Origin of the sequence: Amycolatopsis sp. NPDC058340, from assembly GCF_042723975.1 — a bacterium.
In the GTDB taxonomy this organism is placed as follows: domain Bacteria; phylum Actinomycetota; class Actinomycetes; order Mycobacteriales; family Pseudonocardiaceae; genus Amycolatopsis.
Genome location: NZ_JBHXIB010000070.1, coordinates 21,075 through 37,042 on the forward strand (window position 1 = coordinate 21,075; position 15,968 = coordinate 37,042).

The window sequence follows — 15,968 nt, forward strand, 5'->3', positions numbered from 1 at the left end:
AGCCACTTTCGCAACCTTCAACGTCGCGAAAGTGGCTTTCGCAACACCTTCCGGGGCGGAATCGGTGACGCCACCTCGGCCGCCTTACGGCTCACTCGCCGCCGAACACCGGCAGCGTGATCCGGGACGGATGCGCGGGGTCGTGGAAGATCTCGAACCGCGCGGGTTTCCCGTCCACCGCACTGAAAACCGGTTCGTCGGTGCCGTGGTTGCGGGCGAAGCGCGGGAACGCCCCGCCCGCGACCTGCACCCGCAGCCGGTGGCCGCGCCGGAACCGGTAGGCCGTCGGGTCGAGCGTGATCTCGGCCGCCACCACACCGTCCACATCGGACCTGGGGCTGCCGGGACGCAGGCGGAGGATGCCGTCGGTGACGTTGCGGGAGACGCCGCGACGGTCCACATCGCACAGCCGGACGAAGACGTCGCCGTGCCCGAGGTCGGTCCGGACGTGCACGAGCGCGGAGATCTCTCCGATGACGTCGAGATCGCGCTCGAGCACGTCACCGGTGAAGAGCAGTACGTCCCGCCTCGCCTCGATCACCTTGTTGTCCTGTTGTTTCTGCACGCCCGACAGCAGCGGGCCGCCGACGGTCGGCGTCGGATCGGCCGGGTCGAAGGTGAACGTGCCCGGCTTCGACTCGGCGGGTTCGGCGACGGAAAGGCCGCCAGGGCGCAGGAAGTACGGGGTGGCGTCGGACTTCGGCGGCCAGCTTTCGAAGTCCAGCCAGCGTCCGGAGCCCTGGAGGTACAGGCGCACGGGCGACTGCCTCAGCGGCGCGCGATCGCCGAGGAGATGCGCGGACAGGAAGCCGATCTGGTCGGTGATCAGGGTTTTCAGACTGGCGGGCTCGCCGTGCGCCCACGGCCCGATGGTGATCCGCGGTTCGCGTCCGGCCGCGGCGAGCTCCTTGAAATCGCGCAGCTGGGCGGAGATGAACAGGTCGTACCAGCCGGTCACCATGCTCACCGGGGTCGTCAGCGCGGCGACCTCGGCGCTGTGGTCCGACGGCGCCCAGAAATCGTCGCCGGGTTCGGCGTGCCGGGAGACGTCCTGGAGGAACCGCACCTGCTTGCCGATCGCCGCGACGTCCGCGCCGGACACCGGCAGATGCGCCATCGCCCGGCGGGTCTTCCTTGTCTGCCAGGGATTCGGCAGACCGGCGAACCGGCCTTCCTGCCTGCCGATCAGCGCCGACCACGACACCATGTTGTCGACCGCGAGGATCCCGCCGGGATAGAAGGTCGAGACGAATTCCGACGCGGTGACACCGAGACAAAGCGCTTCGAGCGGCTCGTCGAGGTACGGCGCGACGGCCCATTGCGTGTGGCCGAGGTAGCTCGCGCCCGCCATCGCGACCCGGCCGTCGCACCACGGCTGCCCGCGCAGCCAGGCGACGGTGGCGAGGCCGTCCTCCTTCTCCAGGTGGAACGGCCGGAACTCGCCGCCTGAACCGAAGGTCCCGCGCGTGCTCTGGAGGACCACCTGCAACCCGTGCCGGGCGAACGTCTCGCCGAAGATCTTGCCCATCACGCCTTTGCGGCCGTACGGCGTGCGGATCAGCACGACCGGCCGGGGCTCGTCGCCCGGAACGGCGTAGCGATCCGCCAGCAGCCGGACGCCGTCGGGCATCGGGACGGGGATCGCCTTGGTCACCGACGGGGCGGGGCCCTCGGAGGGCGGGAGGCCGAGGTACCGGTCGAGAAGTCGGTCGAGCACGACTGGGCCGCCTTTCGGGTGGACGATCACCTTCCGCTTACGACCGTACTCCAGCTCTGGAGGGTGTTGGGTCTCGTGAGTGGCAAGGACGGTTCTAACCGTCCTTGCCACTCACGAGGCCGGGCGCGGGGCGGACCGCCCGGTACCGCCCCGCTGGTCTCAGGAAAGCCGGGCGAGCGTCTCCGGCTTCAGCAGTTTCGCCAGTTCCTCGGCGGGCAGAAGACCCTTCTCGACGACGAGTTCCGCCACGCCACGCCCGGTTTCGAGCGCCTCCTTGGCGATCTCGGTCGCGGCCGCGTACCCGATGCTCGGGTTCAACGCGGTCACCAGCCCGATGGAGTTCTCGACGTAGCCCCGCATCACGCCGGCGTTCGCGGTGATCCCGGAGACGCAGCGCTCCGCCAGCACCAGGCAGGCCGACCGCAGATGCGTGATGCTCTCCGAAAGCGAGTGCAGGATCAGCGGCTCGAACGCGTTGAGCTGCAGCTGCCCGGCTTCGGCCGCCATGGTGACGGCGACGTCGTTGCCGATGACCTCGAACGCGACCTGGTTGACCACCTCGGGGATGACCGGGTTGATCTTGCCGGGCATGATCGACGAACCCGCCTGCACCGGCGGCAGGTTGATCTCGTTGAGCCCCGCCCGCGGCCCCGAGGAGAGCAGCCGCAGATCGTTGCAGCTCTTCGAGAGCTTCACCGCGATCCGCTTGAGCACCCCCGAAAGGTGCACGAACGCGCCACAGTCCTGCGTCGCCTCGATGAGGTCCGCGGCGGACACGACGGGCAGGCCGGTGATCTCGCGCAGGTGCGCGACGGCGGCTTCGGCGTACCCGGGCGCGGCGTTGAGCCCGGTGCCGATCGCGGTCGCGCCGAGGTTGATCTCGTGCAGCAGCGTCACCGCCTCCGTGAGCCGCAGCCGGTCTTCGCCGAGCATGACCGCGTAGGTGCCGAATTCCTGCCCCAGCGTCATCGGGACGGCGTCCTGCAGCTGCGTGCGGCCCATCTTCAGCAGATCGTGGAACTCGACGGCCTTGGCCGCGAAAGCCTGCTCCAGCACGACCATCGCCTCGGCCAGTTCGCGCACGGCGATGATCGTCGCGACGTTGACCGCGGTCGGGTACGCGTCGTTGGTCGACTGCCCGAGGTTCACGTGCTCGTTCGGGTGCACGCGGGCGTAATCGCCCTTCTCGTGCCCGAGCAGTTCGAGCGCGCGGTTCGCGATCACCTCGTTGGCGTTCATGTTCGTCGAGGTGCCCGCGCCGCCCTGGATGACGTCGACGACGAACTGGTCGTGCAGCGCGCCTTCGCGGATCTCACGGCACGCCCGGCGGATCGCGTCGGCGACGTCCGGCTCCAGCAACCCCAGATCGGCGTTGGCGTGGGCGGCGGCCTCCTTGACCGAGGCGAGTGCCTCGATCAGATGCGGGTACGCGGAGATCGCGGTGCCGGTGATGGGGAAGTTCTCCCTGGCCCGTGCGGTGTGCACGCCCCAGTAGGCGTCGGCGGGGACTTCCTTGTCCCCCAGCAGATCGTGTTCCACGCGGTGCATCGAAGGCTCCTCAGGCGGCGAGGTCGAGTTCGGCCAGCGCGCCGGTCACACGCAGGCCGGGGGTGGGCTCCAGCACGTTCGGATCGACGCCGCACAACGCGAGCGCGGCGGCGAGCACCGGGCGGCGGGCGCGGTCACCGCCGTCGGCGATCTTGATCGCGATCGCCGTCCCGTCCGGGAGCGCGGCGACCTGGACGGCTTCGAAACCGTCCTTGGCGATCAGGCCGGGGACCGCGCGCATGAGCGCGGTGACGTCGCGACGCGTGCCAGCGACCAGTTCCGGATGCTTCCGGATCCCTTCGGCGACAAGACCTTCCGGTGTTCCCGGCGTCGCCGCGGCGATCTTGCCCACCGCGCGGGCGAGGCCACGCAGCGACACCGCGAACAGGGGAGCGCCACAGCCGTCGACGGCGACCTTCGGGATCCGCTGCCCGGTCAGGTCCTCGACGCAGTCCGCGATCGCGCGCTGCAGCGGATGCGCGGCGTCCAGATAGTCCTTTGTGGACCAACCGTGCCGGCGGCAGGTCGCGAGCATCGCCGCGTGCTTGCCGGAACAGTTGTGCGCCAACCGCGACGCCGTCCGTCCCGAAGCGACCCAAGTGTCGCGCTCGACCGGGTCGAACGGCAGGTCTTCCGGCGTCCGAAGGTCCTCGACGGTGAGCCCGGCGCCGTCGAGCGTCCTGAGCACCTCCGCGAGATGGATTTCCTCGCCGGAGTGGCTGGCCGCGCCGACGGCGAACCCGGCGGGGCTCAGCTCGACGCCGAGCCGAGCCATCGCCGTGGCCTGCAAGGGTTTCGCCGCCGAACGCGGATAGAACGCCGCCTCGATGTCGCCCGCGGAGAACAGCACGCGGCCGTCGGGCGCGAGCACCACGGCCGAACCGTGGTGCACCCCCTCGACCATGCCGTCGCGGAGGAGGTGCACCAGCGGTTCGTGCGCGGGCACGCGGATCTCGGGGGTCACAGCTTCGTCTTTTCGAAGACGTCCATGTTGATCCGCTTGCGGACCCCGAACCAGCCCGCCACCAGCGCGAACCCGATGACCGGCAGGCAGTACAGGGTGATCCGGCCGACCTCGTCGAAGCCCATCAGCACCACGACCGCGGCGAGGAAGATCAGCGTCGCGATCTCGGTGTAGGGCGAGAACGGCAGCCGGTACGACGGACGCTCGACCTCGCCGAGCTTGGCCTTGCGCACGAACAGCAGATGCGAAAGCACGATGATCGCCCAGGTGCCGAGGATGCCGATGGCGGCGAAGTTCAGCACGATCTCGAAGGCCTGGCTCGGCACGACGGCGTTCAGGCCGACACCGACCACGCAGACCGCCGAAGTGAGCAGGATCCCGCCGTAGGGCACGTGGTTCTTGTTCATCACGCCGGTGAACTTCGGCGCGGAGCCCGCCAGCGACATCGACCGGAGGATGCGGCCGGTGGAGTAGAGGCCCGAGTTCAGGCTGGACAGCGCCGCGGTCAGCACCACCAGGTTCATCACGTTGCCTGCCTGTGGCACGCCGATGTGCGAGAGCACGGTGACGAAGGGGCTTTCCTGCTTCGAGTAGGCGTCCCACGGCATCAGCATCGCCAGCAGGATCACCGAGCCGACGTAGAAGATCCCGATGCGCCACATGATCGAGTTGATCGCCTTCGGCATGATCTTGCGCGGGTTCTCCGTCTCGCCGGCGGCGACGCCGACCAGTTCGACCGAGGCGTAGGCGAACACGACACCCTGGACGATCAGCACCATCGGCAGTACCCCGGCCGGGAAGATCCCGCCGTGGTCGGAGATCAGCGAGAAGCCCGGCGTGGTGCCGTCGATCGGCTGCTGCGTGACCAGCAGGAAGATCCCGATCCCCATGAAGGTCACCAGCGCGGCGACCTTGATGATGGCGAACCAGAACTCCATCTCGCCGAACAGTTTCACCGAAACCATGTTCAGCGCCAGCACCACAGCGAGGGCGATCAGCGCCAGCACCCATTGCGGGATCGGCGTGAAGAACGACCAGAAATGCGCGTACAGCGCGATCGCGGTGATATCCGCGATACCGGTCGTCGACCAGTTCAGGAAGTGCATCCAGCCCGCGACGAATGCGCCTTTCTCACCCATGAATTCCCGGGCGTAGGAGACGAAGGCGCCGGAGGAGGGGCGGTACAGGATGAGTTCGCCGAGCGAACGCACCACGAAGAACGCGAAAAGGCCGCAAACCGCGTACACGATCGCGAGTGCCGGTCCGGCCTGCGCGAGCCGTCCGCCCGCGCCGAGGAACAGGCCGGTGCCGATGGCGCCGCCGATCGCGATCATGTTGACGTGGCGGGGTTTCAGCGCCTTGTCGTAGCCGGCGTCACCGGCGTCGGCCGGCACCGGCGCGGCTTTGCCGTCCGCGCTGAGGGTCTGTTCGGTCACGGTGTCAGTCGTCCTTGTTCTGGTGCGTCGTGAGGCTCGGCCGCACGATGGTGGTCAGCGCGTTCTCGACGTGCTCGAGGTGGGAGGTCATCGCCGCGATGGCGTCCGCTTCGGAACCGGAGGCGATGGCGGTGACGATCTCACGGTGCTCGATGTTCGAGCGGGTCCGACGGTCCCCCAATTGGTTGAGAAAGGACGACTGGCGGGCCAGCGCGTCACGGATCTCTTCGATGACCTTGCCGAACACCGGATTGCCCGAGGCCTGCGCGATGGTGATGTGGAACAGCGAGTCCAGCGCCACCCACGCGGTGTTGTCGGTTTCGAGATCCATCCGCTCGACGAGGTGACCGAGCAGGTCCAGGTCGTCGGTGCTGCGGCGGACGGCCGCGTATCCGGCGACGGGGATCTCCACGTGCCGCCGGACCTCGAACAGGTCACGGGCCGAGTAGGTCCCGAAGGTGGGGTTCTCGACCGGCCCGGTGGCGGTCACGAAGGTCCCTTTGCCCGTTTTGGACACGGTGAGGCCGAGCGCCTGCAGCCCCCGCAAGGCTTCGCGGACGACCGAGCGGCTGACCTCGAACTCCTTGCCGAGCGCGGATTCCGACGGCAGTTTCTGGCCGACGGGGTACTCGCCGCGCTCGATGGCGCCGCGGAGGTGGGCCAGAACGGCCTCCATCGCGCTGACGCGTCGTGGACCACCGTGTCCGGCTGTCTGGCTGTCAGACAGGTTCATGGGACGAGATCGTGCGGTCGGCCCAAGGCTTTGTCAAGGGATCAGCCGAGCGCCTCGATCCACGCTGCGAGGTCCTTGTCGACGGTGTATCCGCCCGAGAATTGGAACCCGTGCTGGGCACCTTCGTAGACGCGGAGTTCCGTGGTGACACCGGATTCCCGCGCGGACGTGGCCAGTGTCACAACGTCGTCGAGCAGGACTTCGGCGGTGCCGACCGCGAGCCACAGCGGCGGCGAGCCGGTGAAGTCGCCGTGCGACGGCGACGCGGCCGCGGCCTCGCTGACGTACGCCTCCACAGAAAGCCGTAGTGCGTCGCGGGTGATGATGTCGGCGCCGTCGTTGGTGACGAACGAACCGCCCGGGAGGGTCAAATCCGCGACCGGGGAGATCGCGGCGACCCCGGCCGGGAGGGGATCGCCGTCGGCGAGGAGCCGCAAGAGCGCCGAGAGCACGATCGTCCCGCCCGCCGATTCGCCCAGGAGCACGACAGGGCCCTTGGCGGACCGGTAGACGTCGAGGACGTCGTCGACCTGCGCCGGGTGACGGTGCGCCGGGGCCAGCCGGTACTCCACCGGCACGACCCGGAGCCCGGCGGCCTCCAACGCGTCGGTCCGCAGCCGCCCGATTTCCGGGTCGTACGAGGTGAAGCCGCCCCCGTGGGCGTAGACGATCGTGGACATCACGCGCGGCTGAGCGCGATCACGGGGAACGGCCGCGTGGTCTTCGACTGGTGCTCGGCCAGCCTCGGAAACGCCTTCGCCTGCTTCGCGAACAGACGGTCCCTCGCTGCTCCGGTGACTTCGACCGCGTGCGCGGTGAATGCCTCTCCATCCGCTTCGACGTCGACGGACGGCTCCGCGACCAGGTTGCGGTACCAGTCCGGATGCCCGGGCGCGCCCCCGTTGGCGGCGAAGACGATGTAGCGGTCGTCGTCGGCCAGGTACAGCATCGGCGTCACGTGCCGTCGCCCGGTGCGGGCACCGGTGGTGGTGAGCAGCAAGGTCGGGAGACCGTCGCCGTGGCGGCCGTTCGCGCGGAACTCCGCGATCACGCGCTCGTTCATGGCCTGCAGGTCGATCATCAACTCTCCGGGCGTTCGGTTGATCTTGGCGGCTGGTCAGTCTGCACATCCACGCCCAGGTCGGCAAGCATTTTCCGATCGGCGCAGCTCACGACCCCGAAACTGTCGGTGCCGCTGGCGATACTGATCCCGTGTCCCCCGTCAGCCGCGGCCGCAAGCCCGCAAAACGACCGAAGCACCAGCGCTCCCACCCGACGCGTGCGCCCCTGGACGTGTCCAGGGTGGAGCGCTGGCCGAAGCTGCTCCACGGGCCGGTCGAACTTTCGGGCTGCGTCGTCCAGGGCCAGGTGGATCAGGACCTGGTGGTCCTGGCCGCCACGCTGACCGCGGGCAAACGCTCGGTGGGTGTCGAGGTGGTGGTCAACGGTCGCGAGGTCGACGTGATCGAGCTCCACCCTGTTCCGGAGGACGCTCTGGCCGTGCTTCGCAACGGCTTCGAGGTGGTCGAGGCACCGCTGACCCCCGAGGAGTTCCGGAGCCAGGTCGAAGCGGCGCTGATCGTCGGAGCGGACAGCGCCGCCTGGATCCGGGAGAAGATCCCCGACCTCTTGAAACCGGGGAGGGATCCGAGGCCCGATCTGTCCGAGCGCGCGGCCCAGCTGCGCCGATGGCTCGGTCTTCCCGACTACGAACCCCTGCCGCGCATACCGTCGGCCGATCCGCTGCCGCTCGTCCTGCCCCCGCCCGCGCCGGTCACCGGGCTGTGGCTGGCGGTCGCCCTGGCCGAACCGGACGACACGATCTGGCGACGCCTCGAAGTCCGCTCCGACGTCACCCTCGCCGGGCTGCACCGGATCCTCGCGGCCGCGTTCGACCGTGACGAACGGGAGTATCACCGGTTCGAGACCGCGTACGGAGGCTTCAGCGTCGACGCGCAGAGCTGTGAAGGCGACCGGTTCGACGACGAAGTGACACTCGGACAGGTCGTCGGCTCGCCAGGGCACCGGCTCGTCTACGAAGCGGAGAGCTGGCGGCATTGGATCCGCGTCGAGCGGCTGGTGGCCCTCCCCGAGGCACCGCGCTGCCTCGACGGCGAACGCGCCGCGCCTCCGCCGGAATGCGAAGACGAGCGGAGTTACGAGATGTTGCTGGAGGCACGGCGTGATCCGTACGACGAAGAGAACGAGGAACTGCTCGAAGAGCTCGGCGGCCTCGGGTTCGATCCGGAGTGGTTCGACAGGGAGGTGGTCAACGAGCGGCTGTCCCGGCTGACCTGATCCGGCGCCCCGTTCGGGGGTAACCGAGGTCATCGCGAACCGCGCCGCGTCGGTGCTTGGCGGTGGCCGGACGGAGGTGGAGACTGGCCCTCGCCGGGGTGCCATCCCGCCCGGGCGCCGTCGAACCTCGGCGCATAAGGTGGGAGGACCGGCCCGCGTCAAGCAGCCAGGGATCCGTCTGCCTAGGGGAGGTTTTCGCTGGTGTCGAACGATTCCTTCGTCCACCTGCATGTGCACACCGAGTATTCGATGCTCGACGGTGCGGCGAAGATCGCCCCCTTGTTCAAGGAGGCGGCGCGCCTGGGCATGCCCGCGGTCGGCATGACCGACCACGGCAACATGTACGGCGCGGACGAGTTCTACCAGCAGGCGGTCAAACACGACCTCAAGCCGATCATCGGCATCGAGGCCTACATCGCGCCGGAGAGCCGGTTCCACAAGAAGCCGGTCTTCTGGGGGCAGTCGAACCAGCGCGGCGCCGACGAGTTCGGTGAGGGCGGTGACGTCTCCGGTGGTGGTGCGTACACCCACATGACGATGCTCGCCGAGAACTCCACCGGCCTGCGGAACCTGTTCAAGCTCTCGTCGCTCGCGAGTATGCAGGGCTACTACCGCAAGCCCCGGATGGACCGCGAGCTCATCGCGGAGAACCACCACGGCATCATCGCGACCACCGGCTGCCCCTCGGGCGAGGTGCAGACGCGGCTGCGGCTGGGGCAGCGCACCGAGGCGATCCAGGCGGCGTCGGACTACAAGGACATCTTCGGCGCCGACAACTTCTTCCTCGAACTGATGGACCACGGGCTGCCGATCGAGCGGTCGGTCCGCGAGGGCCTGCTCGAGATCGGCAAGCTGCTCGACCTCCGGCCGCTGGCCACCAACGACTCGCACTACGTCACCAAGGACCAGGCCGACACCCACTCCGCGCTCCTGTGCGTGCAGGCGGGCAAGACCCTGAACGACCCGAACCGCTTCAAGTTCGACGGCGACGGCTACTACCTGAAGTCGGCCGCCGACATGCGCGAGTACTGGGACAAGGAGGTCCCCGGCGCCGCCGACTCGACGCTGCTGATCGCCGAGCGCGTCGAGTCCTACAAGGACGTGTACACGCACAAGGACCGGCTGCCGTTCTTCGAGGTCCCCGAGGGCTACGACCAGGGCACCTGGCTGAGGGAAGAGGTCGCGCGCGGCCTCAAGTGGCGGTACCCGGACGGCGTGCCGGACCCGTACTACAACGAGCGCATCGAGATCGAGCTCGACGTCATCATCGGGAAGGGCTTCCCCGCCTACTTCCTCATCGTCGCCGACCTCATCAACTACGCCCGCAAGGTCGGCATCCGCGTCGGCCCCGGCCGTGGTTCCGCCGCCGGCTCGCTGGTCGCGTACGTCCTCGGTATCACCAACCTGGACCCGATCCCGCAGAAGCTGCTGTTCGAGCGGTTCCTGAACCCCGAGCGCGTCTCGATGCCCGATATCGACATCGACTTCGACGACCGCCGTCGCGGCGAGATGATCCGCTACGCCACCGAGAAGTACGGCGTCGACAAGGTCGCGCAGGTCATCACCTTCGGCACCATTAAGACCAAGGCGGCCATCAAGGACTCCGCCCGCGTCCACTTCGGCCAGCCGGGGTACGCGATCGCGGACCGGATCTCGAAGGCGCTTCCGCCGCCGATCATGGCGAAGGACATCCCGCTCTCCGGCATCGTCGACTCGAAGCACGAGCGCTACGGCGAAGCGGCCGAGGTCCGCGCCCTCGTCGAGACCGACGAAGAGTGCAAGACGATCTTCGAGACCGCGCGCGGCCTCGAAGGCCTGATCCGCAACGCCGGTGTCCACGCCTGCGCGGTCATCATGTCGTGCGACCCGCTGACCGACGCCATCCCGCTGTGGCAGCGTGACGACGGTTCGATCATCACCGGCTGGGACTACCCGTCGTGCGAGGCCATCGGCCTGCTGAAGATGGACTTCCTCGGCCTGCGGAACCTCACCGTCATCGGTGACGCGATCGACAACATCAAGGCCAACCGCGGGATCGACATCGACCTCGACACCCTCGGCGTCGAAGACCCGGAGACCTACAAGCTGCTCTCCCGCGGTGACACGCTCGGTGTGTTCCAGCTGGACGGCGGGCCGATGCGTGACCTGCTCCGCCGGATGCAGCCGACGGTGTTCGACGACATCGTGGCGGTGGGCGCGCTGTACCGCCCCGGCCCGATGGGCATGAACGCGCACAACGACTACGCCGACCGCAAGAACGGGCGGCAGAAGGTCAAACCGATCCACCCCGAGCTCGAAGAGCCCCTGAAGGAGATCCTGGCCGACACCTACGGCCTGATCGTCTATCAGGAGCAGATCATGCATATCGGCCAGAAGGTGGCCGGTTACTCCATGGGCCGCGCGGACGTGCTCCGCCGCGCCATGGGCAAGAAGAAGGCGGAGGTCCTCGAGAAGGAGTTCGTCGGCTTCGAAGAGGGCATGAAGTCGAGCGAGCTGGTTCCGGGCGGTTTCTCCTCCGAGGCGATCAAGGCGCTCTGGGACACGATCCTCCCGTTCGCCGGTTACGCGTTCAACAAGAGCCACGCGGCCGCGTACGGCCTGATCTCCTACTGGACCGCGTACCTCAAGGCGAACTTCACGCCGGAGTACATGGCCGCGCTGCTCACCTCGGTGGGTGACAACAAGGACAAGTCCGCGGTCTACCTCTCGGAATGCCGCCGCCTCGGGATCAAGGTGCTCCCGCCGGACGTCAACGAGTCGGCGCTGAGGTTCGCGGCCGTCGGGGAGGACATCCGCTTCGGCATGGGTGCCGTCCGCAACGTCGGCGCGAACGTCGTCGAGTCGATCATCAAGACCCGCGAGGAGAAGGGGAAGTACTCCTCCTTCACCGATTTCCTCGACAAGTCGGAGCTGGTGGCCTGCAACAAGCGGGTCATCGAATCGCTGATCAAGGCGGGCGGGTTCGACTCGCTCGGCAACACGCGGCTTTCGATGATCCAGGTGCACGAGGACGCGGTCGAAGCCGTGGTCCCGCTCAAGCGCCAGGAGGCGATGGGCCAGTTCGACCTCTTCGGGTTCGGCGGGGACGACGACGCGGAAGCCGCGGCGTCCTCCTCACCGCTCGCGCATCTGAAGTTCGGCGAAGAGGAGTACCCGCGCAAGCAGCTCCTGGCCTACGAACGGGAGATGCTCGGCCTCTACGTTTCGGCGCATCCGCTGGACGGCGCCGAACGCATCCTGCGCAAACACGCGCCGAGGCCGATCGCCGCGATCCTCGCCGACCCGCCGAAGGAAGGCGAGCTGGTCGTCTCCGGGCTGATCACCTCGCTGGAACGCCGGGTCAACAAGAAGGGCGAGCCCTGGGCGATCTGCACCATCGAGGACATGGACGCCTCACTCGAGGTGCTCTACTTCCCGAAGTCCTACGCGATGTTCTCCGCCGACCTCATCGAGGACAACGCGGTCCTGGTCAAGGGCCGGGTGAACTGGCGCGAGGACAAGATGTCGATCTTCGGCGGCGGTCTCGTGCCGCTCGACCTGTCCGAGGTCGGCAACGGCGAAGACGATCTGCCGCTGGTCCTGCTGGCCGCGGCGGAGAAGATCGACCAGTCCGTGGTCAGCGAACTGAAGCAGACCTTGCTGGCACACAAGGGCGAGACCCCGGTGCACCTCAAGCTGGTCGGCAAGAACCAGACGGTCTTCGCGCTCTACGACTATCCGGTCAAGGTGACATCGATGCTGATCGGTGAGCTCAAGGGCATCCCCGGGATCGCCGCCAGCACCTGATGAGCACCCACGAACCCGACCCCCGGCGCTGGAAGGCGCTCGCCGTCTCCCTCGCCGCCGGGTTCATGGGCCTGCTCGACGTCAGCATCGTCAACACGGCGCTGCCGTCGATCCAGAAGGACCTCGGCGCGTCGAGCGGCGGGATCCAGTGGGTCGTTTCGGGCTACGCGCTGGCTTTCGGGCTCATGCTGGTGACCGGCGGCAGGCTCGGTGACGCGCTCGGGCGCCGCCGCATGTTCCTGTTCGCGCTCGCCGCGTTCGTCTTGACCAGCGCGTCCGCCGGCGCGGCGCCGAACGAGACGACGCTGATCATCGCGAGGCTCCTGCAGGGTTTCGCCTCGGGCATGATGACGCCGCAGAACAGCGGGATGATCCAAGATCTGTTCCGCGGCGCGGAACGCGGTCGCGCCTTCGGCATGTTCGGTGCCACCGTCGGGATCTCGACCGCGGTCGGACCGGTGCTCGGCGGCGTGATCCTCGCCGTCTTCGGTGATCCGGAGGGCTGGCGCTGGGTCTTCTACGTGAACGTCCCGATCGGGATCCTGGCGTTCGCGCTGGCCTTGAGATGGCTCCCGAAGGCCGAGGCCCCGGCGAGAAGCCTGCGGGGTGAGATCGACTTCGTCGGCATCATGCTGCTGGGTGTCGCCGTGCTCGGCGTCCTGCTCCCGCTGATCGAATCCGAACAGGGCGGGCTCGGCGACCTGTGGTGGCTGTTCGCCGTCGCGGTGGTCTTCGGCTTCGCGTTCGTGCGCTGGGAACGGTCGATGGTGCGGCGTGGTCGTCCGCCGCTGCTCGACACCCGGCTGTTCACCGGCACCCCGGGATACGCCTCGGGCGTCGCCGTCGGCGCGCTGTATTTCTGCGGGTTCACCGGAATGTGGCTGGTCTTCGCCATCTTCTTCCAGCAGGGGCTCGGCTACACGCCACTGCAATCAGGACTCGCCGTCACTTCTTTCGCTCTCGGTTCGGCCGTGTCGGCGGCGATCGCGGGGCGGCTGGTGTCGAAGTGGGGCCGCAAGCTGACCGTCGCCGGGCTGGTCATGGTGATCGCCGGGATGCTCGCGGTCGCCGTCCTCGCCGGTCAGGATCCCGGCGCCGCGGCGGGCTGGTGGTTCGCGTTGCCGTTGCTCGTCGCCGGTGTCGGCGGTGGCATGGTCATCTCGCCGAACACCACGCTCACCCTGGAATGCGTCCCGGCATCGATGGCCGGAGTGGCCGGGGGAGCGTTGCAGACCGGGCAACGGATCGGCACCGCGATCGGCACCGTCGTGCTGGCTTCGGTCTTCCACGCGGTACTCGGCGCGAACGGCGGCTATCCGTCGGCGCTGACCGCGGCGATGCTGTGCGCCGCCGCGTTGACGAGTTCGGCGCTCTTACTCGCCGTGATCGAACTTCGTGCGCGCCGGAAGCGGCGCTCGCTCACTGAGTGGGAGGAAGTCGCACGGGCTGCCGCCGACAGTCAACGCGGCTGAGTCCTTCGCACCTTCCGACGACTACGTTCGGCAAGATCGAATGCTCCATCCGAGTGACGAGGGTAGTCATCCTCTGGTGCTACTCAGAGCAACCGGGTACACCTAACGGAGCCTTCACCGCTGTGACTCGGCTACCGACAGTGGTATTTCTGTCGATCGATCGGGGATGGATCGATCGGCCGGAGCGATCGTGGTGAGTCCGGAGTTCTCAGGAATGGACACCTACGGTCACGAGCCGGTGGACAGCCGTCGGCGTCCGCGGGGGACCGTTCGGCGGCGGCCGGCTCAACACCATTGGCGAGCCGGGTCGCGGTGAGGCATTCGCGCGGGTGGGTCCGTGCGGGGTCGCCTGGGGAGGTGCACCCGGCCCGGACCCACCCGCCGCGCGTTTCTCCGAATGTGTCATCCGCTTCCGGCTGCGAAGATCTCCGCAGATCGAGATTGCGAGGAGCACCGATGGCGGAGAGTTCTGTTCGGCGGAATCGGCTGCGGGTCTGGTACCGGCCGATGACGATGCGCGATTCCGGCGAAGGGCACCGGGTCGCGACCCCGCTGGAGCTGTTGTTCGACCTGTGTTTCGTGGTCGCGGTCGCGCAGGCCGCGGCCGGTCTGCACCACGCGATCGCCGAGAACCACATCGGGCACGGGGTGCTCAGCTTCGGGATGGTGTTCTTCGCGATCTGGTGGGGCTGGCTGAACTTCAGCTGGTTCGCGTCGTCGTTCGACACCGACGACGTCCCGTACCGGCTGGTGACGCTGGTGCAGATCGCGGGAGGACTGACCGTCGCCGCCGGTGTCTCGTCCGCCTTCGATGGCGACTTCGCGATCGTGGTCGCCGGCTACGTCCTGATGCGGCTCGCGATGGTCGTGCAGTGGCTGCGCGCCGCGCGGACCGATCCGGGCTGCCGTCCGGCCGCGCTGCGGTACGCCATCGGCATCACGATCGTCCAGATCCTCTGGGTCGTCCGCCTCGGTCTGCCGGAGTCGCTGGCGCTGCCGTCGTTCTTCCTGCTCCTGGTCGCGGAGCTCGCGGTGCCGGTGATCGCCGAACGCAAGCGCTGGACGGGCTGGCACCCGCACCACATCGCCGAACGGTACGGCCTGTTCACCATCATCGTGCTGGGTGAATCCGTCCTCGGCGCGACCACCGCGGTCAAGGAGGGGCTGGACGAGGGCAAGCACACCGGCAGCCTGATCTCGCTCGCCGCCGCGGGGCTCGTGCTGGTCTTTTCGTTGTGGTGGCTCTACTTCGACCAGCCAGGTCACGCCCGCCTGGAGAAGGCGAAGAGCCTGTTCACCGTCGCGAGCTGGGGTTATGGGCACTACTTGATCTTCGCCTCGGCGGCCGCGCTCGGCGCCGGCCTCGAAGTCGCGGTCGACTACGACACCCACACCGGGCACGTCGCCGCCTTGCCCGCCGCCATGGCGACGACCGTGCCCGTCGCGATCTACCTGTTGAGCGTCTGGCTCATGCACATCGGGCCCACCAACGAATGCCGCCCGATCGCGATCGGCTTCCCGGTGACCGCGGTGCTCGTGCTCGCCGCGTCGTTCAGCCCGGCGCCCATCCACTTCACCGCCGGCCTCGCCGCCGCCCTCGTCGTGCTGACGGTCGTCGCGACCCACGGCGAGCCGGTGCCGGGGGAGAGCTAGATCGACGCAGGTCAGAGCGTCGGCGCGAAAAAAGGGACCCCCCTGTAAACGCCGGTTTCGGGCCGTGTAATGTTCTCTTCGTCGCCAGGGAAACCGAGCGGCCGCCGGGAACACGAACCAAGCTCCCACCGGATGGTGGTAGAGTGGGTGGTCCCGAACCGGAGAGGTAACTCTACCCCCGCTGAAACGGCAGTTTCGAGCAGGTGCTAGGGTGTGCTCCGGACAAAAGCCAAGAAATAACTGCTTCGGATAAGGCCGCTGTGATGGCGGTGCGATTCGGGGTGTGTTGCTTGAGAACTCAACAGTGTGCTAGTGAACTAAGCCAGTAGAGCTTATTTTGAACCTCGTTTTGAGGTTCCTT

The 15,968-nt window shown here is 68.0% G+C and carries 11 protein-coding genes; 4 read left to right on the plus strand and 7 right to left on the minus strand.

The window, feature by feature from the left end; all coding sequences use genetic code 11:
• Nucleotides 1-91: 91 nt before the first annotated feature.
• The 7 genes from ACFWIW_RS39045 to ACFWIW_RS39075 all read right to left on the minus strand — a co-directional run bounded on the left by ACFWIW_RS39045 (nucleotide 92) and on the right by ACFWIW_RS39075 (nucleotide 7,479).
• A complete protein-coding gene (locus ACFWIW_RS39045; RefSeq protein ID WP_378373094.1) occupies nucleotides 92-1,717 on the minus strand; it encodes a CocE/NonD family hydrolase in 1,626 nt (541 codons plus the stop codon).
• 159 nt (nucleotides 1,718-1,876) lie between these two features.
• Nucleotides 1,877-3,265, minus strand: a complete 1,389-nt coding sequence (gene aspA / locus ACFWIW_RS39050; protein ID WP_378373095.1) for an aspartate ammonia-lyase — start codon at nucleotides 3,263-3,265, stop codon at nucleotides 1,877-1,879.
• Nucleotides 3,266-3,275: 10 nt separating this feature from the next.
• The gene (locus ACFWIW_RS39055; RefSeq protein ID WP_378373096.1) at nucleotides 3,276-4,229 is read right to left on the minus strand and encodes an asparaginase; all 954 of its coding nucleotides are present in this window, start codon (nucleotides 4,227-4,229) and stop codon (nucleotides 3,276-3,278) included.
• A complete protein-coding gene (locus ACFWIW_RS39060; protein ID WP_378373097.1) occupies nucleotides 4,226-5,665 on the minus strand; it encodes an amino acid permease in 1,440 nt (479 codons plus the stop codon). The genes ACFWIW_RS39055 and ACFWIW_RS39060 overlap by 4 nt, the downstream gene beginning before the upstream one ends.
• A gap of 4 nt (nucleotides 5,666-5,669) precedes the next feature.
• The gene (locus ACFWIW_RS39065) at nucleotides 5,670-6,341 is read right to left on the minus strand and encodes a FadR/GntR family transcriptional regulator (RefSeq protein ID WP_378373103.1); all 672 of its coding nucleotides are present in this window, start codon (nucleotides 6,339-6,341) and stop codon (nucleotides 5,670-5,672) included.
• A gap of 98 nt (nucleotides 6,342-6,439) precedes the next feature.
• The gene (locus ACFWIW_RS39070) at nucleotides 6,440-7,078 is read right to left on the minus strand and encodes an alpha/beta fold hydrolase (RefSeq protein ID WP_378373098.1); all 639 of its coding nucleotides are present in this window, start codon (nucleotides 7,076-7,078) and stop codon (nucleotides 6,440-6,442) included.
• The gene (locus ACFWIW_RS39075; RefSeq protein ID WP_378373099.1) at nucleotides 7,078-7,479 is read right to left on the minus strand and encodes a nitroreductase/quinone reductase family protein; all 402 of its coding nucleotides are present in this window, start codon (nucleotides 7,477-7,479) and stop codon (nucleotides 7,078-7,080) included. The genes ACFWIW_RS39070 and ACFWIW_RS39075 overlap by 1 nt, the downstream gene beginning before the upstream one ends.
• Nucleotides 7,480-7,700: 221 nt before the next feature.
• On the opposite strand from ACFWIW_RS39075, the gene ACFWIW_RS39080 reads away from it, so the two are divergent.
• The 4 genes from ACFWIW_RS39080 to ACFWIW_RS39095 all read left to right on the plus strand — a co-directional run bounded on the left by ACFWIW_RS39080 (nucleotide 7,701) and on the right by ACFWIW_RS39095 (nucleotide 15,607).
• On the plus strand, nucleotides 7,701-8,696 hold the full coding sequence (locus ACFWIW_RS39080; RefSeq protein ID WP_378373100.1) for a plasmid pRiA4b ORF-3 family protein: 996 nt from the start codon (nucleotides 7,701-7,703) through the stop codon (nucleotides 8,694-8,696).
• A 201-nt stretch (nucleotides 8,697-8,897) separates the two neighbouring features.
• Nucleotides 8,898-12,482: a DNA polymerase III subunit alpha gene (dnaE, locus tag ACFWIW_RS39085; protein WP_063271873.1), complete on the plus strand. Its 3,585-nt coding sequence runs from the start codon at nucleotides 8,898-8,900 to the stop codon at nucleotides 12,480-12,482.
• Complete coding sequence (locus ACFWIW_RS39090; RefSeq protein ID WP_378373101.1) at nucleotides 12,482-13,954, plus strand: MFS transporter; 1,473 nt, start codon at nucleotides 12,482-12,484, stop codon at nucleotides 13,952-13,954. Before dnaE ends, ACFWIW_RS39090 begins: the two co-directional genes overlap by 1 nt.
• Before the next feature lie 456 nt (nucleotides 13,955-14,410).
• Complete coding sequence (locus ACFWIW_RS39095) at nucleotides 14,411-15,607, plus strand: low temperature requirement protein A (RefSeq protein ID WP_378373102.1); 1,197 nt, start codon at nucleotides 14,411-14,413, stop codon at nucleotides 15,605-15,607.
• Nucleotides 15,608-15,968 lie beyond the last annotated feature (361 nt).